General features: G+C 65.2%; 28 protein-coding genes. 12 read left to right on the top strand and 16 right to left on the bottom strand.

The annotated features are described in order from the left end of the window. Positions 1-26: 26 nt before the first annotated feature. Positions 27-1,382: a bifunctional UDP-N-acetylglucosamine diphosphorylase/glucosamine-1-phosphate N-acetyltransferase GlmU gene (gene glmU, locus ABD050_RS17090; protein ID WP_343890698.1), complete on the bottom strand. Its 1,356-nt coding sequence runs from the start codon at positions 1,380-1,382 to the stop codon at positions 27-29. A gap of 72 nt (positions 1,383-1,454) precedes the next feature. On the opposite strand from glmU, the gene ABD050_RS17085 reads away from it, so the two are divergent. Continuing rightward, the gene (locus tag ABD050_RS17085) at positions 1,455-2,132 is read left to right on the top strand and encodes an HAD-IA family hydrolase (protein ID WP_343890697.1); all 678 of its coding nucleotides are present in this window, start codon (positions 1,455-1,457) and stop codon (positions 2,130-2,132) included. Here ABD050_RS17085 and ABD050_RS17080 read toward each other — a convergent pair. The 6 genes from ABD050_RS17080 to ABD050_RS17055 form a co-directional block, all read right to left on the bottom strand. Then, on the bottom strand, positions 2,125-2,532 hold the full coding sequence (locus ABD050_RS17080; protein WP_343890696.1) for a DUF4019 domain-containing protein: 408 nt from the start codon (positions 2,530-2,532) through the stop codon (positions 2,125-2,127). The two genes, ABD050_RS17085 and ABD050_RS17080, sit on opposite strands and share 8 nt — an antisense overlap. A gap of 52 nt (positions 2,533-2,584) precedes the next feature. Continuing rightward, the gene (locus tag ABD050_RS17075) at positions 2,585-2,914 is read right to left on the bottom strand and encodes a hypothetical protein (RefSeq protein ID WP_343890695.1); all 330 of its coding nucleotides are present in this window, start codon (positions 2,912-2,914) and stop codon (positions 2,585-2,587) included. A 75-nt stretch (positions 2,915-2,989) separates the two neighbouring features. Further along, complete coding sequence (locus ABD050_RS17070) at positions 2,990-3,991, bottom strand: nucleotidyltransferase domain-containing protein (RefSeq protein ID WP_343890694.1); 1,002 nt, start codon at positions 3,989-3,991, stop codon at positions 2,990-2,992. Then, entirely contained in the window at positions 3,976-4,836 is an 861-nt protein-coding gene (locus tag ABD050_RS17065; RefSeq protein ID WP_343890693.1) for an HprK-related kinase A, read from the bottom strand. Before ABD050_RS17065 ends, ABD050_RS17070 begins: the two co-directional genes overlap by 16 nt. Then, on the bottom strand, positions 4,833-5,108 hold the full coding sequence (locus ABD050_RS17060; protein ID WP_343890692.1) for an HPr-rel-A system PqqD family peptide chaperone: 276 nt from the start codon (positions 5,106-5,108) through the stop codon (positions 4,833-4,835). Before ABD050_RS17060 ends, ABD050_RS17065 begins: the two co-directional genes overlap by 4 nt. Before the next feature lie 4 nt (positions 5,109-5,112). Beyond that, positions 5,113-5,511 (bottom strand): hypothetical protein, encoded by a 399-nt coding sequence (locus ABD050_RS17055; RefSeq protein WP_343890691.1) that lies wholly within the window; start codon positions 5,509-5,511, stop codon positions 5,113-5,115. A 95-nt stretch (positions 5,512-5,606) separates the two neighbouring features. Between ABD050_RS17055 and ABD050_RS17050 the strand changes: the two genes are divergently transcribed. From ABD050_RS17050 to ABD050_RS17025, 6 genes are all read left to right on the top strand, one after another. Beyond that, positions 5,607-6,650 carry an ATP-binding protein gene (locus ABD050_RS17050; protein ID WP_343890690.1) on the top strand — a complete coding sequence of 348 codons (1,044 nt, stop codon included), beginning with the start codon at positions 5,607-5,609 and terminating at the stop codon, positions 6,648-6,650. Between the two features lie 114 nt (positions 6,651-6,764). Continuing rightward, on the top strand, positions 6,765-7,451 hold the full coding sequence (gene phoU, locus ABD050_RS17045) for a phosphate signaling complex protein PhoU (protein WP_343890689.1): 687 nt from the start codon (positions 6,765-6,767) through the stop codon (positions 7,449-7,451). Positions 7,452-7,464: 13 nt separating this feature from the next. Then, the gene (gene phoB / locus ABD050_RS17040; protein ID WP_343890688.1) at positions 7,465-8,157 is read left to right on the top strand and encodes a phosphate regulon transcriptional regulator PhoB; all 693 of its coding nucleotides are present in this window, start codon (positions 7,465-7,467) and stop codon (positions 8,155-8,157) included. A 99-nt stretch (positions 8,158-8,256) separates the two neighbouring features. Continuing rightward, the gene (locus ABD050_RS17035; RefSeq protein WP_343890687.1) at positions 8,257-8,526 is read left to right on the top strand and encodes a hypothetical protein; all 270 of its coding nucleotides are present in this window, start codon (positions 8,257-8,259) and stop codon (positions 8,524-8,526) included. Positions 8,527-8,617: 91 nt separating this feature from the next. Further along, on the top strand, positions 8,618-9,517 hold the full coding sequence (locus ABD050_RS17030; RefSeq protein ID WP_343890686.1) for an SDR family NAD(P)-dependent oxidoreductase: 900 nt from the start codon (positions 8,618-8,620) through the stop codon (positions 9,515-9,517). Between the two features lie 95 nt (positions 9,518-9,612). Then, a complete protein-coding gene (locus ABD050_RS17025; protein ID WP_343890685.1) occupies positions 9,613-10,644 on the top strand; it encodes a DUF2339 domain-containing protein in 1,032 nt (343 codons plus the stop codon). 54 nt (positions 10,645-10,698) lie between these two features. On the opposite strand, the gene ABD050_RS17020 is transcribed toward ABD050_RS17025, so the two are convergent. After that, positions 10,699-11,043, bottom strand: a complete 345-nt coding sequence (locus ABD050_RS17020) for a DUF2794 domain-containing protein (protein WP_343890684.1) — start codon at positions 11,041-11,043, stop codon at positions 10,699-10,701. A 21-nt stretch (positions 11,044-11,064) separates the two neighbouring features. Next, entirely contained in the window at positions 11,065-11,748 is a 684-nt protein-coding gene (gene epsC, locus ABD050_RS17015; protein WP_343890683.1) for a serine O-acetyltransferase EpsC, read from the bottom strand. A 156-nt stretch (positions 11,749-11,904) separates the two neighbouring features. On the opposite strand from epsC, the gene ABD050_RS17010 reads away from it, so the two are divergent. Next, positions 11,905-12,675 carry a sulfite exporter TauE/SafE family protein gene (locus tag ABD050_RS17010; RefSeq protein ID WP_343890682.1) on the top strand — a complete coding sequence of 257 codons (771 nt, stop codon included), beginning with the start codon at positions 11,905-11,907 and terminating at the stop codon, positions 12,673-12,675. A 30-nt stretch (positions 12,676-12,705) separates the two neighbouring features. Here the strand turns inward: ABD050_RS17010 and ahpD are convergent, their stop codons facing one another. Both ahpD and ABD050_RS17000 read right to left on the bottom strand, forming a co-directional pair. Next, on the bottom strand, positions 12,706-13,227 hold the full coding sequence (ahpD, locus tag ABD050_RS17005) for an alkylhydroperoxidase, AhpD family (protein WP_343890681.1): 522 nt from the start codon (positions 13,225-13,227) through the stop codon (positions 12,706-12,708). A gap of 143 nt (positions 13,228-13,370) precedes the next feature. Continuing rightward, a complete protein-coding gene (locus ABD050_RS17000) occupies positions 13,371-13,913 on the bottom strand; it encodes a peroxiredoxin (protein ID WP_343890680.1) in 543 nt (180 codons plus the stop codon). A 148-nt stretch (positions 13,914-14,061) separates the two neighbouring features. Here ABD050_RS17000 and ABD050_RS16995 point away from each other — a divergent pair, with 148 nt between their 5' ends. Next, the gene (locus ABD050_RS16995) at positions 14,062-14,961 is read left to right on the top strand and encodes a hydrogen peroxide-inducible genes activator (RefSeq protein ID WP_343890679.1); all 900 of its coding nucleotides are present in this window, start codon (positions 14,062-14,064) and stop codon (positions 14,959-14,961) included. Positions 14,962-15,047: 86 nt separating this feature from the next. After that, positions 15,048-15,656 carry a fasciclin domain-containing protein gene (locus tag ABD050_RS16990; protein ID WP_343890678.1) on the top strand — a complete coding sequence of 203 codons (609 nt, stop codon included), beginning with the start codon at positions 15,048-15,050 and terminating at the stop codon, positions 15,654-15,656. On the opposite strand, the gene ABD050_RS16985 is transcribed toward ABD050_RS16990, so the two are convergent. From ABD050_RS16985 to pgsA, 3 genes are read right to left on the bottom strand one after another with little or no spacing between them, the layout of a single operon-like run. After that, positions 15,653-16,099 carry a molybdenum cofactor biosynthesis protein MoaE gene (locus ABD050_RS16985; RefSeq protein WP_343890677.1) on the bottom strand — a complete coding sequence of 149 codons (447 nt, stop codon included), beginning with the start codon at positions 16,097-16,099 and terminating at the stop codon, positions 15,653-15,655. The genes ABD050_RS16990 and ABD050_RS16985 overlap by 4 nt on opposite strands. Further along, the gene (gene moaD / locus ABD050_RS16980) at positions 16,096-16,353 is read right to left on the bottom strand and encodes a molybdopterin converting factor subunit 1 (protein ID WP_343890676.1); all 258 of its coding nucleotides are present in this window, start codon (positions 16,351-16,353) and stop codon (positions 16,096-16,098) included. Before moaD ends, ABD050_RS16985 begins: the two co-directional genes overlap by 4 nt. A gap of 4 nt (positions 16,354-16,357) precedes the next feature. Next, on the bottom strand, positions 16,358-16,909 hold the full coding sequence (pgsA, locus tag ABD050_RS16975) for a CDP-diacylglycerol--glycerol-3-phosphate 3-phosphatidyltransferase (protein ID WP_343890675.1): 552 nt from the start codon (positions 16,907-16,909) through the stop codon (positions 16,358-16,360). A 131-nt stretch (positions 16,910-17,040) separates the two neighbouring features. Between pgsA and ABD050_RS16970 the strand changes: the two genes are divergently transcribed. Next, positions 17,041-18,330, top strand: coding sequence for an MFS transporter (locus ABD050_RS16970; RefSeq protein WP_343890674.1), 1,290 nt, complete (start codon positions 17,041-17,043; stop codon positions 18,328-18,330). A gap of 56 nt (positions 18,331-18,386) precedes the next feature. Here ABD050_RS16970 and ABD050_RS16965 read toward each other — a convergent pair whose 3' ends face one another. Further along, a complete protein-coding gene (locus ABD050_RS16965; protein WP_343890673.1) occupies positions 18,387-18,554 on the bottom strand; it encodes a hypothetical protein in 168 nt (55 codons plus the stop codon). 155 nt (positions 18,555-18,709) lie between these two features. Here ABD050_RS16965 and ABD050_RS16960 point away from each other — a divergent pair, with 155 nt between their 5' ends. Next, the gene (locus ABD050_RS16960) at positions 18,710-19,450 is read left to right on the top strand and encodes a dimethylarginine dimethylaminohydrolase family protein (protein WP_343890672.1); all 741 of its coding nucleotides are present in this window, start codon (positions 18,710-18,712) and stop codon (positions 19,448-19,450) included. A gap of 97 nt (positions 19,451-19,547) precedes the next feature. Here the strand turns inward: ABD050_RS16960 and ABD050_RS16955 are convergent, their stop codons facing one another. Continuing rightward, positions 19,548-20,528, bottom strand: a complete 981-nt coding sequence (locus tag ABD050_RS16955; RefSeq protein ID WP_343890671.1) for a right-handed parallel beta-helix repeat-containing protein — start codon at positions 20,526-20,528, stop codon at positions 19,548-19,550. Between the last annotated feature and the right edge of the window lie 9 nt (positions 20,529-20,537).

Raw genomic sequence — 20,537 nt, 5'->3', positions numbered from 1 at the left:
CATTCGTCTCCGTGGCCCTGTGGCCGCTATTTCTTCGCCGCAGCCTTTTTCGCCGCCATCACCTCGCGGAAACGCTTCGCCCGGCCGGGCCGCGCCTCCTGCTTGCCGCGAGCGATCGCCAGGGCGTCAGCCTCGACATCGGCCGTGATCACCGATCCGGCCGCGACCATCGCCCCGGCGCCGATCGTGACCGGCGCGACCAGCGCGCTGTTCGAACCGATGAACACGCCGTCGCCGATAATGGTCCGGTATTTGAAGTAGCCGTCGTAATTGCAGGTGATCGTGCCGGCGCCGATATTCGCGCCCGCGCCGACCTCGGCATCGCCTAAATAAGTGAGATGATTGGCTTTTGCACCAGCCCCCAGCACCGTTTTCTTCATCTCGACGAAATTGCCGACCTTCGACTTCTCGCCCATCACCGCGCCGGGGCGGAGCCGGGCGAACGGGCCGACTTCGGCCTTTGCGCCGATCGTGGCGCCCTCGATATGGCTGAAGCCATGGATCACCGCGCCGTCCGCGATGCTGACGCCGGGGCCGAAGAACACATTGGGCTCGATCATCACGTCCCGGCCGATCTGCGTATCGAAGGCGAACCACACCGTCTCGGGCGCGATCAGGGTCGCGCCCTCGGCCATGGCGCGGATGCGGCGGTGGTGCTGCCAGTCAGCCTCGACGGCGGCGAGCTCGCCGCGGCTGTTGACGCCGGCGACTTCCGCCGCGTCGGTTTCGATCACCGCCGACGAGCGGCCATCCTCGGCGGCAAGCATGACGATATCGGGCAGATAGAATTCGCCGGCTGCATTCTCGTTGCCGACCAGCGCCAGCAGCGCGAACAGATCCTCGCCGCGCACTGCCATCAGGCCCGAATTGCACAGGGTCTCGGCGCGCTCCTCGGGCGTGGCGTCCTTGTACTCGACCATCTTCACGATGCGATCGCCCTTGGCGATCACCCGGCCATAGGCGCCGGGATCGGCAGGGCGGAAGCCGAGCACGACGGTGGCGGGCTCGTCGGCGCCATGGAGCCGCTCGAGCATCCGCGCCATGGTCGCGGTGGTGACGAGCGGCACGTCGCCGTACAGGATCAGGATATCGCCGGCGAAGCCCCCTATCGCCTCTTCGGCCTGGTGGACCGCATGGCCGGTGCCGAGCTGCTCGGTCTGAACCACGGTCAGCACGCCGAGCGGCGAGACCGCCGCCTCGACCTGCTCGCGGCCGGCGCCGGTGACGACGATGGTCCGCTCGGGCTTCAGCGCGGCGACGCTGTCGATCAGGTGAAGCAGCATCGGGCGCCCCGCGATCGGGTGAAGCACCTTGTGCAGATCGGATTTCATGCGCGTACCCTTGCCGGCGGCAAGGATGATCGCAGCGACAGGACGGGTCATTGAGCCTCCACGCGAGCGGCCCTGCCATGATTGTCTTGCCAATTCCATAGCCGCGCTGGCAGGCGCGGTCAGATGACGACATTTTCATTCGATATCGTCGGTTTCGACCTCGACGGCACCCTGCTCGACACAAGCGGTGACCTCACCGCCGCGGTGAACCACGCGCTGGCCGATGCCGGGCGCGAGCCGCTGACGGTCGCCGAGGTGAAGCCGATGATCGGCGGCGGCGCCAAGCATATGCTGGCGCTGACCATGGCGGCGACCGGCGGCTGCAGCGACGAGGAATTCAGCCGGCTCTACCGACTGATGCTCAGCTATTACGAGGCGCATATCGCGATCGATACCAGGCCCTTCCCCGGCACGATCGAGGCGCTCGACGCGCTTGCCTCGAAGGGCGTGAAGCTCGCCATCGTCACCAACAAGTTCGAAAGCTTCGCCGAGAAACTGGTAAGCGCTCTCGGCCTGCGCGACCGGTTCGATGCGCTGATCGGCGGCGACACGATGGGCAAGGGCTTCGCCAAGCCGCACTGCGCGCCGATCGACGAGATGATCAGGCGCTGCGGCGGCGGTCGGGCGGCCTTCGTGGGCGATTCGATCTATGATATTCAGGCCGCCAAGAATGCCGGCATTCCTAACGTAGCGGTCAGTTTCGGCTTTCTGATGCAGCCGGTGGAGGAACTCGGCGCCGACGCGGTGATCGACGGCTATGGCGATTTGATTGCGGCGCTGGAGCGGCTCGACTCTAATTGACGATCAGCGCATCCGAATTGACGTTGTAGCCGGCCAGTTGCGCCTTCCCGTCAGTGATCTTGTATACGAACGTCTCGGCAGCCTCGCCCCGCGCATAGGTGGTCGTATAGTTCAGCGTGACGAAATGGCCGCCCGTATTGATCTGGTCGTTCCAGCCCGTCTGCTCTGCCTTGGTGACGGTGCCGAGCTTGCGGTGGACAGCCGCCAGCAGAGTAGTGAGCTTGGCTTCGCTCGCTGCGGTTTTCATCTCGGGCGCTGAATCGCCATAGATCTGGGCGTTCTGGCCGGCATCGAGCATCATATGGAACCGCGCGACCGCCTTGTTTGCGATGGGCACGTCCTCCCCGGCCGAGCACGCGGCCAGACCGCAGAGCATCGTCGCGACGACAAATTTCCTCATGCTGCCACCCCCCTTTTGCGGCGATGCTCGCGCATCGCGAGCGGCAAGACAATCAGCTTTCCGGGGGTGAGCGGGTAAACCAGATCCGGCGCTCGGGAATCAGCCGGGTCGATTCAATCATGGCGGGGATTGTGGGAGAGCGCGAGCGGGCGGCATGCCGCGTCGGCTCCGCCCGGCTCTTTGACATGACCGTTTTTGTTGGCCAGCCGGCGCCGTCGCAACGGCCCCCGCTGTTCCCCGCTATTCCCCCGCTGTTCGCCGCTGTTCCTCCCGCTGTTATCGCCGCTGTTATTTCGCTGTTATCCCGCTGTTCTTCAATAACAGCGGGATCACCGGCAACATGTTGATAATAGATCAAAAAATCGGCCGCAAATTCCAACATAACAGCGGCGAAAAATAAAAGTGCTGAATAACAGCAAGGAACAGCGGCGCCCGCCGCCGGCAATCGGCGCGGCAATCAGCTTTTCGCGGGCTTGCGCCATTTCGTCCAGAGATGCCGCGCCAGCATCGCGGGCGGCATGCGGAGCCAGTGCGAGCGGACATAAAAGCCCAGCCTCGTGACCGGGCGAGTCGCCCTGCCCCAGCCGTCGCGCGCGGTCAGGCGGCGGAGATAGGCGTGGTCGGCCGGCCGGAGCGTCGCGCCGTCGCCGTACAGCGCCGCAGCCAGCCGCAGCGCGCGCGCGGCTTCGCGGGCGAGGCCGTGATGCGCCGCGCGCTCGGCCAGGCCTTGCGTGCCGAACTCATCGACCAGGCAGTGCACATCCCACAGGTTGCGCATGCCGCCCGCCAGATCGCCGTCAGCGAAGAGATGCGCAGCCGCATGGACGAGCATGTCGTTCGGCGAGAGCGTGAACAGGCCGGGCGCGATCTCGACCTTGTCGGCGAGCAGCCCGACGGCATCGGGCGTGATCCGCGCGGTAAGCGGGAGGATGGTGTGGTGGACGTCGATCATCCGGTCACGCTCGCGGTGGATCAGCGGCGGGAGCTCGTGCATCCATTGCCGGTAATAGGCATCGTCATAGGGATCGGGCTTCACCCATTCCCAGCCCGCATCGAGCAATGCAGCTTCGACAGCATCAAGCGCCGCGCGCGGCACGAGGATGTCGAGATCGCCGATCGACCGCCCCTGCCCTGCCTTCAGGCCGGCAGCGACAAAGGCAGTGCCCTTGAGCAGCACCAGCGGCACGCCGGTCGGGGCAAGCGCTCGGCGGGCGGCTTCCGCCTCCCACAGCGCAGCGATCCGGCCCTGCTCGGCCGAGGCGCGCGCGTCGCCAAGGATGCGCGCGACCGTGGGCGGCACGGCCAGCCCCTCGAGCCGCCAGGCCAGCGTACCGATCATCTGCTCGGCGCGGGCAATCGCGATCAGCGCTGTCCAGCCGTCGCTGTCTAGCGCCTGGGTGTTGCCGGGCGTGCGCAGCGCGCGGGCGAGCAGCCAGCCGTCCTTCACAGCGTTGCCCATAGAGCCTCGACCTGGGCGATCACGCTGTCGGTATCCGGATAGTCGATCGCGCGCGCCGGCACCGTCTTCACGATCCGGGTCAGGGCGTCGAAGCCGCGCTCGCCGAGCGCCACATAATTGGTCGAGGCCTGGGTCAGCCGGACGAAGACTTCGCTCGGGAGCACCCCCCGCTCGGCAGGCTCGAAACCGAAGCGCGGGAACAGGATGAGCGCCGGCGCGGCGGGTATGTCCATCGCCGCCAGCGCTGCGCCGTCGGGAACGAGGTGGCGGATGTCGCCCTTTGGCGTACCCGCCAGCAGCGGGCCGAAACGCGCCTCGGGCACTGCCTTCTCAACCACGCCGATCGCTGCGTTCTTCAGGCTCACCAGCCGCGGAAAGGCGTGGATCAGCCCGGTTTCAGGGTCGACCAGCGCGAACTCGTCACCCATCAGCCGCCAGCCGCGCGCACCGAGCAAGGCGGCGAGAGTCGATTTGCCCGCGCCCGAGATGCCGGTCATCACCAGCGCCCGGCCGCCCCGCTCCACCACCGCTGCGTGGAGCAGCAGATAGCGGCGCTGGCCGAGCGCCATCTGGAGGTTCATTCCCATTTCCGCCGCAAGCAGTCCCTGGGCGAGCGGCAGCGGCGCCGCCTCGGGCAGGACGAAATCGCCGCCGATCATCACCGCCGGCCGGATGAAGCGTCGCCAGGGGCGCGCCGCGAACAGGCGGACGTTGAAATCCGGAACCCCGTCACGCGGCCCGGGATAATCGGCGTAGAGCGATTCGAGCTCGGCAATCGGCGCGCGCCAGTCCGAGCCGATACGGAAACCGACCGGCCCGATCCTGACCGGGAAGACGTGCCTCACGCGATCGAGACCAGGCCGGCCGCGACAAGCTCGTCGAGCCGGGCGGCAAGCGCGGCAGGATCGGTGTCGCCAAGCTCATAGTCGGCCGCGAGCCGCTCGGTCAGTGCCGCGACGGTCATGCCCGCCTCGCCCAGCACTGCCATGATCTCGGGCGCCGGCGCGGTGATCAGATGGGTGATGCCCGAGCTGCGGTGATAGACCGCCAGGAAGCTGTCGAGATGGGCGATGCGCAGGCTCTCCGGCCGCGCCATCCGATACAGGGTTTCAGGCAATGACTCAGCCGCGGGGCATCTGCAGCGACGCGAAGCAGGTGAAGCCGCTTGTCCCCGATTGCAGGCGGCGGATGTAATTGGTGTAGGCGCGGCTCTGTTCGTAGGTGGTGCCGGGCAGCTGCCCGCCGGCAAGCGCTGTCTTCACATCCGCTCCCTTGAACGGCGTGCCCGCGGGCGCGAAGGCGCCGGGCGTTCCGGCGGGGACGGTCGTGCCGTCAGCGGCGATATAGCTTCCCGCACGGCCGGGGTCGGGCACGGGAATCTCGCAGGTGACGACCGAGGCAGCCGTCTGAGCGAGCGCGGGGCGGATCGAGACGATCGCCGTCGCGCCAACCGCGCCAAGCATCAGCGCGCGGCGGCTGGTGACAGCCTGCGGTGACCTGTCCTGGATTTCGTCGCTCATTTTCACGCCCTTTACCCTGATGGTCCTTTCACATTCACAAATCACTGGCAAGCAAGGCTGGCGGGGTTAACGACGAATGGATAGGGCCCGATTTGATGGAAGACTCGCTCACCCTGGCGGACGGGACATCTGCTTCACTCGACGCCGAAGAGGTGATCGAGGGAATCGTCGAGCCCGTGCTGATCGTGGCCGAGGGCCGCGTGATCCATGCCAACGCCGTGGCGCGCAAGCTGCTCGGCAGCTATATCCTGGGCGAGGATATCAGGCTCGCGATCCGCCATCCCGCCGCGGTGGAAGTACTGACCAACGCCGATGCGCCTGACCGGGAGGGGCCGATCGACCTGGTCGGACTCGGCGGACTCGACCATCATTGGGAAATGCATGTCTGCCGCGCGCGTGGCGGGGCGCGGATCGTTCACCTGATCGATCGCACCGGCCAGGATGCCGCCGAGCGCATGCGGGTCGATTTCGTCGCCAACGCAAGTCATGAGCTGCGCACGCCGCTTGCCTCGATCCTCGGTTATATCGAAACGCTCGCCGACGAAGCGGGCGCGGATGAGCAGGTTCGCGGCCGTTTCCTCAAGATCATGCTCAACGAATCGCTCCGGATGCAGCGTCTTGTCGAGGATCTGATCTCGCTCAGCCGGATCGAGGCGGAGAAATTCCGGCCGCTCGACGGCGAGGTCGATCTCGGCGGCCTGATCGGGGAGGTCCGTTCGGAGCTTTCCCGCGAGACGATCAGGCTCGACATCGCGGCCGATGTGCCGCCCGTGTCAGGCGATCGCGCCCAGCTGAGTCAGCTGCTCCACAATCTGATCGGCAATGCGGTCAAATATGGCCGTGCAGGCGCCCCCGTCACGGTGCGGCTGTGGTGCGATCCGGCCGGCAATGTGCGCGTCAGCGTCACCGATGAGGGCGAAGGCATTCCGCCCGAGCATATCCCGCGACTCACTGAACGCTTCTACCGGGTCGATGACGGGCGAAGCAGGGCTGCGGGCGGCACCGGCCTTGGCCTCGCGATCGTCAAGCACATCGTCGAGCGGCATCGCGGCCGGCTCGAGATCGCCAGCATCGTCGGCACGGGCACCACGGTCACCGTGATATTGCCTGCGCAGGGAAGCACTGTCATCAAACGGTAACGCCAGTGCCACACAGGCCCGGGCATGCCCGGAATCGCCATCACGCCAGCGTTCGCCAGAAGCGACCCAAGCGCGGCACTATCGGCGGGCCCGGCATCAATACGGAACCAAGCAGTGAACGATTATCGACCCAATAGTTTCGACGCCGACATCGGCGAATTGCGCGGGCTGATCGCCCAGATGGGCGGTCTCGCCGAGCGGGCGATCGCCGGCGCGGTCGAGGCGCTGCAACGCCATGACCTGGTCGCCGCCGAACGAATCGTCGCCGAGGACAAGAAGATCGATGTTCTCGAAAAGCAGGTCGAGCATCTCGCCGTCCGGATCATCGCCCAGCGCGCGCCGGTCGACGGCGATTTGCGCGAGGTCGTGGCGGCGCTGAAGATCGCCGGCGTGGTCGAGCGGATCGGCGATTATGCCAAGAACATCGCCAAGCGGGTGCCCGCGATCGACGGCCACCGCGAAATCGAGCCGCTGTCGGTGCTGCCCGCCATGGCACGGCTCGCCGCCGAGATGGTGCATGACGTGCTCGATGCCTTTGCCGCGCGCGATGCCGAGGCGGCGATCGGCGTGTGCGAGCGCGACCGTGCGGTCGACGATTATTACAACAGCCTGTTCCGGGTTCTCGTCACGCACATGATGGAGAATCCACGGACGATCGGACAGGTCGCGCACCTACTGTTCGTCGCCAAGCATCTCGAGCGCGTCGGCGACCACGCCACCAACGTCGCGGAGATGGTCTATTACGCAGCGACCGGCACCCATATGGCCGAGCGCGACCGCGGTGCACTCGTAACCAACTGAGGGAATTGCCGTCATGGCCCGGGTCAAGATGTTGCTGGTGGAGGATGACGCGGCGCTCGCCGAGCTTCTCGTCTATCATTTCAAGCGCGAGGATTTCGAGGTCAAGCAGACCCCCGATGGCGAGGAAGCGTTGCTGCTCGCCAAGGAGCAGACCCCCGATATCGTCCTGCTCGACTGGATGGTCGAAGGCCTGTCGGGCATCGAGGTGTGCCGTCGCCTGCGCCGCATGCCCGAGACGCAGAACGTGCCGATCATCATGCTGACCGCGCGCGGCGAGGAGGAAGACCGCGTCCGCGGGCTCGAGACCGGCGCGGACGATTATGTGACCAAGCCCTTCTCGCCGCGCGAACTGGTCGCACGGGTCGGCGCGGTGTTGAGGCGGGTGCGGCCGGCGCTGGCGGGCGAGCAGCTCAGCTATGCCGATATCGAGATGGATACGGTCGGCCACAAGGTACGCCGCAGCGGCGAGGTCATCCCGCTCGGCCCGACCGAGTTCCGCCTGCTCAAGCATTTCCTAGAGCATCCCGGCTGGGTCTTCTCGCGCGAGCGGCTGCTCGATGCGGTATGGGGGCATGATTCGGACATCGAATCGCGCACCGTCGACGTCCATATCCGGCGGCTGCGCAAGGCGATCAACGGCACTGACCGGCCCGACATCATCCGCACCGTGCGCTCGGCCGGGTACGCGCTCGATACCGGAGCGTAAGGAAACTCGAATCGCCTGCGAAACGAGGGAGCCATGCTGGCCCCGGTGCGTTTGTCCTGCGCGCGGCGAGAGCCTGCGCATGAAAAGCAGGAGAAACCCATGAAGCTCATCCTCCTGGCCGCGCTTGCGGCCGCCACTCCGGTGATGGCGCAGGAGACTACGCCGCCGACGACTACTGCAGATCCCGTGGGCGGCTATCAGCCGTCCCATCCCGCGATCTCCGGGCCGGTGACGCCGGGCGTGAAGCCGATCTATGTCCAGGCGCCGTCGCCGGACCAAGCCTATCCCGCGCCACCGCCGCTTGACCATTATCCGATCTGCAAGCCCGGCCAGTTTGACAAGTGCCTCGAGCGCAACTCGCCCAAGTGACGTGACAGGCGGGCGCCGGCCTGGCGCCCACCTTTGCCTTGGCCGCGTGATCGCCTAGGAAACGCTCCATCATTTTTGTGGAGCGCCTGACATGACTATCAGTTTCAAGGACCGGGTCGCGATTGTTACCGGTGCGGGCGGCGGCCTGGGCCGCGCCTATGCGCTGGAGCTGGCGAAGCGTGGAGCGAAGGTCGTCGTCAACGATCTCGGCGGCGCGCGCGACGGGACCGGCCATTCCGACGCTGCGCTCAAAGTGGTCGAGGAGATCAAGGCGGCGGGCGGCGAGGCGATGTCCGATGGCGGCAGCGTGACCGAATATGACCATATGGTCGAGCTGGTCGCAAAGACGAGGGAGAAATGGGGCGGCGTCCACGTCCTGATCAACAATGCCGGCGTGCTGCGCGACAAGAGCTTCGCCAAGATGGACCCGGCGGATTTCAGGTTCGTCGTCGATGTCCATCTGATCGGATCGGCCAATGTCACCAAGGCAGTATGGGAGACGATGCGCGAGCAGAATTACGGCCGCATCCTGATGACCGCTTCCTCGACCGGGCTGTTCGGCAATTTCGGCCAGGCCAATTACGGCGCGGCCAAGCTCGGCCTCGCGGGGCTGACCAAGACACTCTATCTCGAAGGCGCAAAGAACAACATCAAGGTGAATACGATCGCGCCGGTCGCCGGTACGCGGATGACCGAGGACCTGTTTCCGCCCGAAGCGTTCCAGGCCTTCTCGCCTGACAAGGTGGTCCCGGCAGCGCTCTACCTGGTTTCCGAGGACGCGCCGAGCAATGCGATCGTCGGCGCAGGCGCCGGCGTGTTCCAGGCCGCCTATGTTACGCTGACCCAGGGCAAATTGCTGACCGGCGATGCGCTCAGCCCAGAAGGTGTCGCTGCGAGCTGGGCTGAGATCACCGACCGCACCGGTGAGATCACCCCGCAATCGGGCGCGGAGCAATCAATGGCGATCTTCAAGAAGCTGCAGGGCGGCTGAGTTTCCCCTGAGGAACTGAATATCCGTCCTGTGTTGGTGTATTGTAATAGCAATACACATATGGTATTTCTTCTGTCACAAACAGGAGGAATGCCATGTACAGCGAAAGCGACATTGATGGCGCGGTAGCGGCGGGGGCGATCACCGCCCAGGCAGCAGCGGCGCTCCGCAACCACATCGCGGTGAGCCAGTCGGCACCCGCTGTCGACGAGGAGCATTTCAGGCTCCTGACCGGCTTCAACGATATCTTCGTCTCGATCGCGGTCGGGCTGGTGCTGGTCGCGGTCGCGTGGATCGGGCAGTATGTCACGCCGCCGCTCGCAGGCGGCCTGGTCGCGGTCGTTTCCTGGGCACTGGCTGAATATTTCACCCGGCAGCGGCGCATGGCACTGCCAAGCATCATCCTGTTGCTTGCCTTTACCGGCGGCGTCGCGGCGACCCTGGTCGGCGTGATGGTCAAGCTCGATCCCGAATTCTCCGACCAGACCAACGCGATCATCGGGGCGGGCATCGGCCTCGTCACGGCCGGCGCGGCCTGGTTGCACTGGAAGCGCTTCATGGTGCCGATCACCGTCGCCGCCGGTGCAGTGGCGCTGGTCGGTGTCGCCATCGCCCTGGCACTGGCGGCCGCTCCGGCTGCGAAGGACCATATCTATCCGATCCTGCTCATCGGCGGTGTGCTCGTCTTCGCGCTGGCGATGTGGTGGGACATGTCGGACCGCGAGCGCCGCACGCGTCGTTCCGACGTCGCCTTCTGGCTGCATCTCGCGGCCGCGCCGCTGATCGCGCATCCCATCTTCAACATGCTGGGCATCTTCGGTCAGGACATCGGCGTCACGACTGCACTGATCGTTTTCGCGCTCTATCTGATGTTCGGCTTTGTGGCACTGGCGGTGGACCGCCGCGCGCTGCTCGTCTCGAGCCTCGTCTATGTGCTCTACGCGATGTACTCGCTGTTCCATTCGGCAGGCGCGGTCGAACTGGCATGGGCGTTCACTGCACTTGCGATCGGATCGGCGCTGCTCACTCTCTCCGCCTTCTGGCACCCGATGCGCCGGCTCGTGGTGAGCACGCTTGGCGGTCTCGGCAGTCGCCTGCCGCCGGTTGGTACGATGGTTCCCGCCTGACGCCCAACCCATGCAGGCGAACCTGCCCCGGCGGCCCTGGCCGCCGGGGTCTCTTTATTGATCGACGAGCTTCATCAGCCGCCGCTCGATCGGGGCCAGCACAGGCGCGAGTTCGTGACCGCGCTTCAGGACAATGCCCGCTTCATTCACCAGCGCCCACATGCCCTGACGATTGCGCAGCGCCGGGTTCTTCTCGATCCTGAATTCGGGTCGCTCGGCGGCGCGGCGAAAGGCGGCGAACACAGCCAGTTCGCGCGTGAACTCGATCGCATAGTCGCGCCAATGCCCGGCCGAGACCATCCGGCCATAAAGATCGAGGATGCGGGTGAGTTCGAGGCGCTCGAAGCCGACCTGGATCGGTCGGCCCCGAGCAAAAGGGAATGGCGTAACGGTGCCCATCAGGCCCCTGCCGCGAGGCCGTCACGCACGATCGCGCAGATCCCCGTGGTTTTCGGCGAGGAGCGCGTCGAGCCGCTTGCGCATTGTCTCCAACTCGCAGCGGAGGAGCTCGACCTTCTGGGTCTGCGGATCGAACATCTCGCTGCACGGCGTGCCGTAAGCGAGGAAGCCCTGCGGCTTCTGCCCGCCTTCGACCATCGTCGCCCGCGCCGGGATGCCGACCATCACCGCCCCTTCGGGCACATCGCGGGTGACGACCGCATTGGCGCCGATCCGCGCGCCCGCACCGACGGTGATCGGACCAAGCACCTGCGCGCCCGAACCGATGATCGCGCCGTCGCAGATTGTCGGATGCCGCTTGCCGGCGATCCCGTTATCCGGGCTGGTGCCACCCAGCGTGACGCACTGGTAGATCGTGACATTGTCGCCGATCTCCGCGGTTTCGCCGATCACGACAAAGCCGTGATCAATGAAGAAATTTCGGCCGATCGTGGCGCCGGGATGGATGTCGATCGCCGTCCAGGCGCGTGAAAAATGATTCACGAGGCGGGCGAGGAAAAACAGCTTCGCCTTGTACAACCGGTGCGCGACGCGGTGCCAGGCGAGCGCCCACACGCCTGGATAGGTCAGAATTTCAAGCCGAGATCGTGGCGCGGGATCGCGCACCTTGATCGAATCGAGATAAGCGATCAACCGCTCCATCATCTCGCGTCCCCTTTGCTGCGCCCGTATTTAGGCGCTCGATCCGACGAATTAAAGGACCGCCTTGACGCTAACTTCGCCAGCATAAACCCTATCTTCCTTGTAGGATTTAGCGGGACGCGCGATTCCGGTCGATAATCGGTCGCGGAGAATTGCTTGATGTTCGATATTTCTGTCGCGACCTTCGAGGGGATAGTGCCGTTCATCGTGGTCGGTTTCGCCGCGCAGATGGTCGACGGCGCGCTGGGCATGGCGTTCGGCATCATCAACAGCACGCTCCTTGTCGGCGTCCTCGGCCTGCCGCCGGCGCTCGCCTCGGCCAGCGTGCATGCAGTCGAAACCTTCACCACCGCTGCATCCGGACTAAGTCATATCTATCACCGCAACGTGAACTGGAAGCTGTTCCGCCGGCTGGTCATCCCCGGGATGATCGGCGGGGCGCTCGGCGCTTTTGTGCTGAGCAACATCAACGCTTCGGTCGCGAAGCCTTTCGTCATGGCCTATCTCGCCTCGATCGGTCTGTATCTTCTGTATCGCGCCTGGCGGGGCAAGGTCGAGCCGCGCGAGCCGAAGATCATCGAGCCGCTCGGGCTGGTCGGCGGTTTCCTCGACGCGGCGGGCGGTGGCGGCTGGGGGCCGGTGGTGACCTCGAACCTGCTGGTGCAGGGCGCGAGTCCGCGTACCACGATCGGCACCGTCAACACGTCCGAATTCTTCCTTACCGCGACGATCTCAGGGATGTTCATCTACACGATGGGCCTTGCCGCCTTCACGCTGCAGACGGCGGGACTGCTGATTGGCGGCCTGATTGCGGCGCCGTTCGGCGGGCTGTTCGCGAAACGCGTGCCCGCACGATTGCTGATGGCGATGGTGGGCGCGCTGCTGACGGTGACAAGTGCCTACACGATCTGGACGGCTGTTTCGAAATAAACCCCTCCCGTTTACGGGACGGTTTCGAGATCAGTTCACCGCCGCATGCACGGTAGCGAGCGCCTTCATCACCGCGCCGATGCGCACCGCGGTCTGGATTGCCTCCGCTGTGGCGCCGGCTTTCTTGAGCACCTGCTCATGGGCATCGATGCACATGCCGCAGCCGTTCATCGCGCTGACGGCGAGACTGAACAGCTCGAAATCGAGCTTGTCGATCCCCGGCGCGCCGATCACGTTCATGCGCAGCTTGGCCGGCATGGTGCGATATTCCTGATTCCCCGCGAGATGGGTGAAGCGGTAGTAAACATTGTTCATCGCCATCACCGCCGCCGCCGCGCGCGCCGCAGTGGCGGCCTCGGGTGAAAGCTTTTCGGCGACTTCAGCCTCGGTCACATCGACCAGGGGCTTGTAGCCGGTGGCGTGCGCGCAGGTGAGAAGCAGGCCGAACTTCTGCTGGTCGGGCAAGTGCTGCTCATTGAGAAGGGATCCGACATTCAGCCGGATATCCTTGGCGAAATCGGGCAGCGCGCCCGCGAACTCTTTCAGAGACATTTCGAATCCTTCTTCCTCCCCTCCTGCTTGCGGGAGGGGACCGAGGGGTGGGCTCGCGTTCACCGCGAGCGGAGCGTCAGTGGAGAGCGGGAGCCCACCCGGGTTCAACCACTCCCCTCCCGCAGGCGGGAGGGGGAGATTGGTCAGGCAGCGACCTTCAGGACCTCGTCGCCCTTGTTCCAGTTGCACGGGCAGAGCTCGTCGGTCTGCAGCGCGTCGAGGACGCGGAGCGTCTCGGCAGGGTTGCGGCCGACGTTCAGGCCGTTGACCTGCACCGCCTGGATCACATTGTCCGGATCGATGATGAACGTGGCGCGGTAAGCGACGTGCTCATTGGCATCGAGGATGCCGAGCTTCGACGCCAGCACTGCGCCGTTATCGGCGATCCAGGGGAAATCGGCGGCTGCGAGATCTGGATCCGACTTGCGCCAGGCGAGATGCACGTGGCTCGTGTCAGTCGACGCGCCGATCAGCACTGCGTCGCGATCGGCGAAATCGTCCTTGAGCGCGGCATAGCCGACAATCTCGGTCGGGCAGACGAAGGTGAAATCCTTCGGCCAGTAGAACAGGACCTTCCACTTGCCGGGGAACGCATCCTGGCTGAGCGTCTCGCCAGCCGGCAGCGCATCGACGCCCTGCTGAACGGGAACGGTGAAATCGGGCAGCTTGTCGCCGACGGTAAGCATATTTGGCCTCCTCAAGGAATTGGGTCGGCCGATCGGACATCCTCGCAACGCGGCGATTGATTCGCCGTCTGTGCTGGGCCCGCATATAGGGCTGGCTTTTAATCGATCCAACAGGTTATTTAAGCCGCGTTGATCGAGTGAGACGATTATGGCCACCTATCTACCGACGCTGAAGCAGCTCCAGTACCTGGTCGCGCTGAAGGACCATGGCCATTTCGGCCGGGCGGCGGATGCGTGCTTCGTCACGCAATCGACCCTGTCGGCGGGGATACGCGAACTCGAGACACTGATCGGGGTCACGCTGGTGGAACGGACCCGCCGCGTCGTCCGCTTCACGCCGCTTGGCGACCGCATCTCCGACAAGGCGCGGCGGGTGCTGCGCGAGGCTGAGGAGCTCGGCGACCTTGCCCGTGCCGCGGGGCGGCCGATGTCGGGCGAGATGCGGATGAGCGTCATCCCGACCATCGCGCCCTTCATGCTGCCGCGCATCCTGCCCCGGCTGCGGCGCGACTATCCCGACCTCAAGCTGTTCCTGCGGGAGGAGCCGAGCGCGGCTGCCTGCGAGGGGCTGCACAATGGCCGCACAGACTGCGTGCTGCTGGCTTTGCCCTATTCCTGCGGCGAGGTTTCCTCCCAGTTCCTCTTCGAGGACAGGCTGTTCGTCGCCGGCCCGGCTTCGGAGATCGGCGCGGAATCGCTGGCGATGAAGGCCGACGATATCGACGAGACCCGGCTGCTGCTGCTCGAGGATGGCCATTGCCTGAAGGATCATGCGCTTGCCGCCTGCAACCGGCCCGAGATGCGCGCCGAGGCGACGATGCTCGGCACGTCGCTTCATACGATCGTGCAAATGGTCGACAATGGCCTGGGCGTGACGATGCTGCCCGAAATGGCGCTGCGGGCGGGCATTCTCGACCATACGGGGTTGACCGCGCGGCCGCTCGATGCCGCAAATCCGGCACGGCGGATCGCACTGGTCTGGCGCCGCGCCAGCCCGCGCGAAAAGGATTTCCACCTGCTCGCCGAGGTTCTCGCCGAAGCGCAGTAGCGGCGGCTCGGAAACCATTGAGCTGCTGAGCCGTATCTGGAATCGTGCGCTCGCCACTGCGCATCCCGAATCAACCGGAGTGATCGATGAAACTAGCCCGAACGTTACCGCTGATGACCCTCGCCGGCATGCTGACAATCGCTGTGTCAGCGACCCAGGCCGGCCTCCCCCAGACAGCGCAGGCACCCGCAGCGGCAGCCGCAGCACCCAATCCGACGGTCGGCGGCGCGGCCATGGATGCGACCAAGCCGATTGCGGAGAACGCAGCCGCTGCCCCCAATCTGACAACCCTGGTATCCGCCGCGAAGAGCGCCGACCTGATCGCGACCCTGTCGGGGCCCGGCCCCTATACGGTGTTCGCGCCCGATAACGACGCGTTCGGCCGCCTTGCGCCCGGCACCGTGGACACGTTGCTCAAGCCCGCGAACAAGGCGTCGCTTGCCAAGGTGCTGACCTATCATATCGTACCCGGCATCATCACGCTCGACGACCTGACCCAGCGCATGAAGGCGGGCGGCGGCAGCACCACGCTGACCACGGTCGAGGGCGAGACGCTGACCGTGACCAACCCGGGCGGCGCGATCCTGTTGACCGATGTCAACGGCAACAAGAGTTATGTGGAAACACCCGACGTCCGCCAGTCGAACGGTGTCGTCCATGTCGTCAACGGCGTGCTGATTCCGAAGCTCGGCTAGGGTTCGTGCCGCCACCGCGCGGCGGCGAGCGAATCGCCGTCGCGCGGCTCGACCCAACGCGCTTCGTCGCCACGGGTTTCGCGCTTCCAGAAAGGCGCTTCGGTCTTGAGGCGATCGATCAGATAGGCGCAGGATTCGAGCGCGGAGGCGCGGTGCTCCGCCGCCGTACCCACGAAGACGACCGCGTCGCCGGGGTGCATGACGCCCACGCGATGAATGACGGTTGCCGCCGCGAGGCTCCAGCGTACGACCGCTTCATCGGCCAGCCGGCGAAGCGCAGCCTCGGTCGCGCCGGGATAATGTTCGAGCTCGAGGGTGCCAACGCCGTCATCGGCGCGGACGATGCCGGTGAAGGTCGCAATGCCGCCAACCCCGGCGCGGGCGAGCTCGGCGAGCGCTGCGGCCAGGTCGAGCGGCTCGGGCTGGACCGACACATGAATCATCCGCCCGTCACCGGCGGAAAGATCGCGACCTCACGCGGGCAGCCGAGCGGCGCGTCGAGCGGCACGAAGACCTGGTCGACTGCCGCGCGCAGCCGGGTTCGGTCGGCAAAGGCGCGGGCATGACCGTCGCTGCGCAGCGCAAGCCAGTCGATCAGATCGGAGACCCGGGCCAGGCCGTCGGGCAGATCGAGCGTTTCGCTGCCAGTGCCGATCGTTTCGCGCACCCACGAGAAATAGAGAAGATCGACCAGCACAGCGTCAGTCCATGTGCTTGAGGCCGGCGCGCAGATAGTCCCAGCCGGTAATGAGGGTCAGCACCGCCGCGCCCCAGAGCGCGGCAATGCTCGCGGTCTGCAGCCAGGGCCATCCGGGCAGGGCGCCCGCCAGGATGAGACCGCCCATCGACACGAGCTGAAGCGTCGTCTTCCATTTGGCGAGTTGCGACACGGGCACTGACACCTGGAGCTGCGCCATGAACTCGCGCAGGCCCGACACGGCGATCTCGCGCAGCAAAATGATCATCCCGGCGATGAGGCTCAGCCCCGAAATGTCGTGGGTGGCGACCAGCATCAGGATGACGGCGGCGACCATGATCTTGTCGGCGATGGGATCGAGGAAAATGCCGAGCTTCGACACCGCGCCCTGCGCCCGGGCGAGATAGCCATCGAAATAATCAGTGATCCCCATGAGGCAGTAGAGCGCGAACGCGATCGCATAGCCCGTCGTCCAATGCGGCCACCACAGCGACCAGACGAGGAGCGGCACCGCGACGATCCGCGACAGGGTGAGCAAATTGGGGAGCGTGAGCATGACGACATACCCCTAGACGGGTGTCGGCGGCGGCGAAAGCCCGCGCGGAACAAGCGCCTTGCTGGCGGGGGCGCGCCTCGTCTATGCGGGGCGCCTTCGCCGTTCGTTGCAACTGGGACCTTATCAAAATCATGCATGGTGCGCTCGGGCTATTGAAGGAGCGCCGATTCCTGCCGCTTTTCGCCACCCAGTTCCTCGGGGCGTTCAACGACAATCTCTTCAAGCAGATGATGGTGTTGTTCGTCACCTATCATGTGCTGCACGACAGGCAGGCCGAGCAGGGCTTCAGTTCGATCGCGACCGGTATAAGCCTCGTCCCCTTCTTCCTGCTCTCGGCGCTGGCGGGGCAACTCGCCGACAGCCATGACAAGACCAAGATCATCCGCATCGTGAAAACGGCGGAGATCGCGATCATGCTGTTCGGCGGGCTGGGCCTGATTCTCGCCCGGGCCGGGCACACCCATATCGGCATCGCCGTCATGCTCGGCGCGGTCTTGTTCCTCGGCATCCACTCGACCTTTTTCGGGCCGATCAAATACGCGATCCTGCCGCAACATCTTCAGCATGACGAGGTTCTCGGGGGTACCGGGCTGGTCGAGGCGTCGACCTATCTCGCCATCCTGCTCGGCACCATCGCCGCCGGCTGGCTATCGATCGACCAGGCGCTGATCCTCACTTTCGTCATTGCGATTATCGGCCGCCTCATCGCCAGCCGAGTCCCGCCGGCGCCGCGGCAGGGCGCGGAACTGCAGATCAACTATAACCCGATCACCGCATCCTGGCGGCTGGTGAGCGCCACGATGCACATTCCGCGCCTCTTCCTCGCCATCCTCGCGATCAGCTTCTTCTGGATGATCGGGACGGTGCTGATCGTCCTGTTCCCGCCCCTGATCAAGAACGCGCTGAGCGCCGACCCGCGTGTGTACAGCACGCTGACCGCCCTGTTCTCGATCGGCATCGCGATCGGCTCGGTCGTCATCAACACGTTGCTCAACGGGCGGACCTCGGCCAAATATGCACCCGTCTCCGTCATCGTGATGGGCGGGCTGATCGTCGCCTTCTCGCTCCTGGTGCGCACCTGGCCGGTGCTGCCGCACGGCGATCTTTACGGAATGGTCGAATTCTTCACCCTGCCCCGCGCCATTCCGCTCGTGCTGGTGCTGATGGGCATCGCGATCACCGGCGGCATCTTCGTGGTGCCGCTCTACGCGTTCCTGACCACGACCGTTACAAGGGACCAGACCGCCCGCACGGTCGCCGCCAACAATGTCGTCAACTCGGGCGCGATGGTGGTCGGCGCGCTTGCCGTCACCGCGGTGTCCGCGTTGGGAATGTCCCCGGAAAATGTGCTGTTCCTGGTCGCCGGGATGTGCGTTGCCTCGGCATGGCTTGCGCAGAAACTGCACCTCGCCTGCGATTAGAGCGGGCCGACCGCTTCGCTCAGCAAATGCCCAGCCTTCAGAAAATGCCCCATCCTTCAGAAAATGAAGGTGTAGATGCAGATGAAGAAGGCGGTGAAGCTCAGCGCAAACAGCCTTAGGTCGTGATCGTCCTTGTGCCGCTGGGCGTCCACGCGCGCCTGCACGAAATTGCGACGGAAGGGGTGGCGGGCGGCAGGAGCCGCGAGGGCGAGCTGGCGTTGCATGACAACAGTTAACGCCGCGTTTACGATTGGGGCAAATGGAGAGTGCGGTTAACGCGAGTCCAGATGCGGGACAGCCGCGATAGGCAAATCGAAGGGAACTTTTCTTGCCCTGCCATGAATTCTCGCATGCGATTCTGCGGCGGCCCGGCAGATCGGTGGTGGAAGGTCTGCGCGCTCATGACGGACCCGGCCCGGCCTATGAGCATGTCGCGGCCGAGCATGAGGCTTATGCCCGGGCACTCGAACAGGCGGGCGTATCGCTCGATATCCTCGAACCGCTCGAGGACTTCCCGGATTCGATCTTCGTCGAAGATCCCGCCCTGGTGTTCAGCGAAGGCGCGATCCTGCTCAACCCGGGCGCCGCGAGCCGCGTCGGCGAAGGTGAGCATCTGCTGCCGGTGGTGGAGAAGCATTTCGAGACGGTCATGCGGATCGACCACGGGCATGCCGATGGCGGCGACGTGATGGTCACGCCCGATCTGGTGATGATCGGGCTATCGGCACGGACCAGCGAAGCCGGTGCGCGCAGCCTCGCCAATTTGCTGGAGCAGCTCGGGCACACGGCGCAGATCGTCCAGCCGCCGCGGGGCGCGCTCCATCTGAAGACGGCCGCCACCCTGATCGACGAGGAGACGATCCTGACCACGGCCGAAGGCCGGTCGAGCGGCCTGTTCAGCCGGTTCAGGCAGATCGTCGTCGACCCGGGCGAAGAAGCTGCGGCGAACGCGCTCAGAATCAACGATAGCCTGTTGCTGTCGGCAAACGCCCCCCGAACCGCCGACCGGCTCGACAGCCTCGGCTATCGGCTCGCGTTGCTCGATACCACGCACATCAACCGGATCGATGCCGGTCTTTCCTGCATGTCGTTGCGCTGGAAGGCGGCCGTGCTGGGCTGACCGCCACACCCGCACGCCGCGGGTGATTGCGGCCCGGACAGCAAAACGCCCCGACCGTTTCCGACCGGGGCGCTTCGCCATCAACGATCGAAATCGATCAATGCTTGGCGATGACCGGGAGCGTGAAGGCGGTATCGGCGGTGTTGCCGTCGAGACGGTTGTCGCCATAGGTGAAGATCGACCCGCCGCTGCCGATCGTGAGGGCAGCGTTGTTGCCCGTGATCGTGCTGTTGCCGACACAAGCCACCGATGCCGCTCCCTTGGAAAAGATGCCGGTCGTCCCGTTGCCGGACACGACTGAATCGGTCAACATCAGCGTCGCCGGCGCACCAGCGATCGAGCGAACCGCAATGCCGGAGCCGTCATTCGAGAACTGGCTGTTCTTCACCGTAACGGCGGCCATGGTGCCGGCGCCCGCCTGAGTGTCGATACGCAGGCCGACATTGAGATTGTCGACGATCTTGACGTTGGTGAGGGTCGCCTGGACGGCGATCCCGGCCTGCGGGGTCACCTGAATGCCGCCGGTCGTGCCGTCGCTCGCGATGCCGCTTTCCGAAATGACGACATTGTCGACGACAAGTGCCGCATTGGCCGACGGCGTGAAGGTGATGCCATTGCCGTTGCGGAAGCCGCGGATCTTCGTGTTGCGGACCGTGAGCGACGCACCGTTGAGAAAGTAGATTCCGTTGACGCCGGCGACCCCGGTCTGCCCCAGACCCTCGATGTCCAGGCCGCTGATCTGGACGACGACGCCGGACCCGTTGATGATGATCGCGTTGGTGGCCGCGACGAGAATGCCTGCTTCGGTGTTGTCGCAGATGATCGAGATCGACTTGGTGATGGTGACGCCGCCGAAGCCGCCCGGATCGAGGCAATTGATCTCGCCGCCGCCGGCGGTCTTCGGAAGCGCGCCCTGAAAGGTTTTGCATGGCGCGGTGCGGCTGCATGGATTGGCATCGTCGCCGACGCCGGAAATCCAGGTCCGCGTCGCCTGCGCCGAGGCCTGCACACTGTAAAGCATAGTCGCCGTAAAGGTGGCGACAGCGATCAACACCGCACGTTTCATTACATGGATCATAAGAGCTCC

The sequence above is a fragment of the Sphingomonas oligophenolica genome (genome assembly GCF_039522915.1).
Classification (GTDB): Bacteria; Pseudomonadota; Alphaproteobacteria; order Sphingomonadales; family Sphingomonadaceae; genus Sphingomonas; species Sphingomonas oligophenolica.
This window is presented reverse-complemented; position numbering and strand designations above follow the sequence as displayed.

Coding starts and splice junctions, on each gene's coding strand:
- pgsA (WP_343890675.1), bottom strand. CDS start 16,909: ATGCTCACGCTCCCCAATTTGCTCACCCTGTCGCGGATCGTCGCGGTG.
- ABD050_RS16970 (WP_343890674.1), top strand. CDS start 17,041: ATGCATGGTGCGCTCGGGCTATTGAAGGAGCGCCGATTCCTGCCGCTT.
- ABD050_RS17000 (WP_343890680.1), bottom strand. CDS start 13,913: ATGCTTACCGTCGGCGACAAGCTGCCCGATTTCACCGTTCCCGTTCAG.
- ABD050_RS16985 (WP_343890677.1), bottom strand. CDS start 16,099: ATGATTCATGTGTCGGTCCAGCCCGAGCCGCTCGACCTGGCCGCAGCG.
- ABD050_RS16965 (WP_343890673.1), bottom strand. CDS start 18,554: ATGCAACGCCAGCTCGCCCTCGCGGCTCCTGCCGCCCGCCACCCCTTC.
- ABD050_RS16955 (WP_343890671.1), bottom strand. CDS start 20,528: ATGATCCATGTAATGAAACGTGCGGTGTTGATCGCTGTCGCCACCTTT.
- glmU (WP_343890698.1), bottom strand. CDS start 1,382: ATGACCCGTCCTGTCGCTGCGATCATCCTTGCCGCCGGCAAGGGTACG.
- ABD050_RS17025 (WP_343890685.1), top strand. CDS start 9,613: ATGTACAGCGAAAGCGACATTGATGGCGCGGTAGCGGCGGGGGCGATC.
- ABD050_RS17070 (WP_343890694.1), bottom strand. CDS start 3,991: ATGGGCAACGCTGTGAAGGACGGCTGGCTGCTCGCCCGCGCGCTGCGC.
- ABD050_RS17075 (WP_343890695.1), bottom strand. CDS start 2,914: ATGTTGGAATTTGCGGCCGATTTTTTGATCTATTATCAACATGTTGCC.
- phoB (WP_343890688.1), top strand. CDS start 7,465: ATGGCCCGGGTCAAGATGTTGCTGGTGGAGGATGACGCGGCGCTCGCC.
- ABD050_RS16995 (WP_343890679.1), top strand. CDS start 14,062: ATGGCCACCTATCTACCGACGCTGAAGCAGCTCCAGTACCTGGTCGCG.
- ABD050_RS17035 (WP_343890687.1), top strand. CDS start 8,257: ATGAAGCTCATCCTCCTGGCCGCGCTTGCGGCCGCCACTCCGGTGATG.
- ABD050_RS17020 (WP_343890684.1), bottom strand. CDS start 11,043: ATGGGCACCGTTACGCCATTCCCTTTTGCTCGGGGCCGACCGATCCAG.
- ABD050_RS17055 (WP_343890691.1), bottom strand. CDS start 5,511: ATGAGCGACGAAATCCAGGACAGGTCACCGCAGGCTGTCACCAGCCGC.
- ABD050_RS17080 (WP_343890696.1), bottom strand. CDS start 2,532: ATGAGGAAATTTGTCGTCGCGACGATGCTCTGCGGTCTGGCCGCGTGC.
- ABD050_RS17010 (WP_343890682.1), top strand. CDS start 11,905: ATGTTCGATATTTCTGTCGCGACCTTCGAGGGGATAGTGCCGTTCATC.
- ABD050_RS17050 (WP_343890690.1), top strand. CDS start 5,607: ATGGAAGACTCGCTCACCCTGGCGGACGGGACATCTGCTTCACTCGAC.
- ABD050_RS16990 (WP_343890678.1), top strand. CDS start 15,048: ATGAAACTAGCCCGAACGTTACCGCTGATGACCCTCGCCGGCATGCTG.
- ABD050_RS17085 (WP_343890697.1), top strand. CDS start 1,455: ATGACGACATTTTCATTCGATATCGTCGGTTTCGACCTCGACGGCACC.
- ABD050_RS17030 (WP_343890686.1), top strand. CDS start 8,618: ATGACTATCAGTTTCAAGGACCGGGTCGCGATTGTTACCGGTGCGGGC.
- epsC (WP_343890683.1), bottom strand. CDS start 11,748: ATGATGGAGCGGTTGATCGCTTATCTCGATTCGATCAAGGTGCGCGAT.
- ahpD (WP_343890681.1), bottom strand. CDS start 13,227: ATGTCTCTGAAAGAGTTCGCGGGCGCGCTGCCCGATTTCGCCAAGGAT.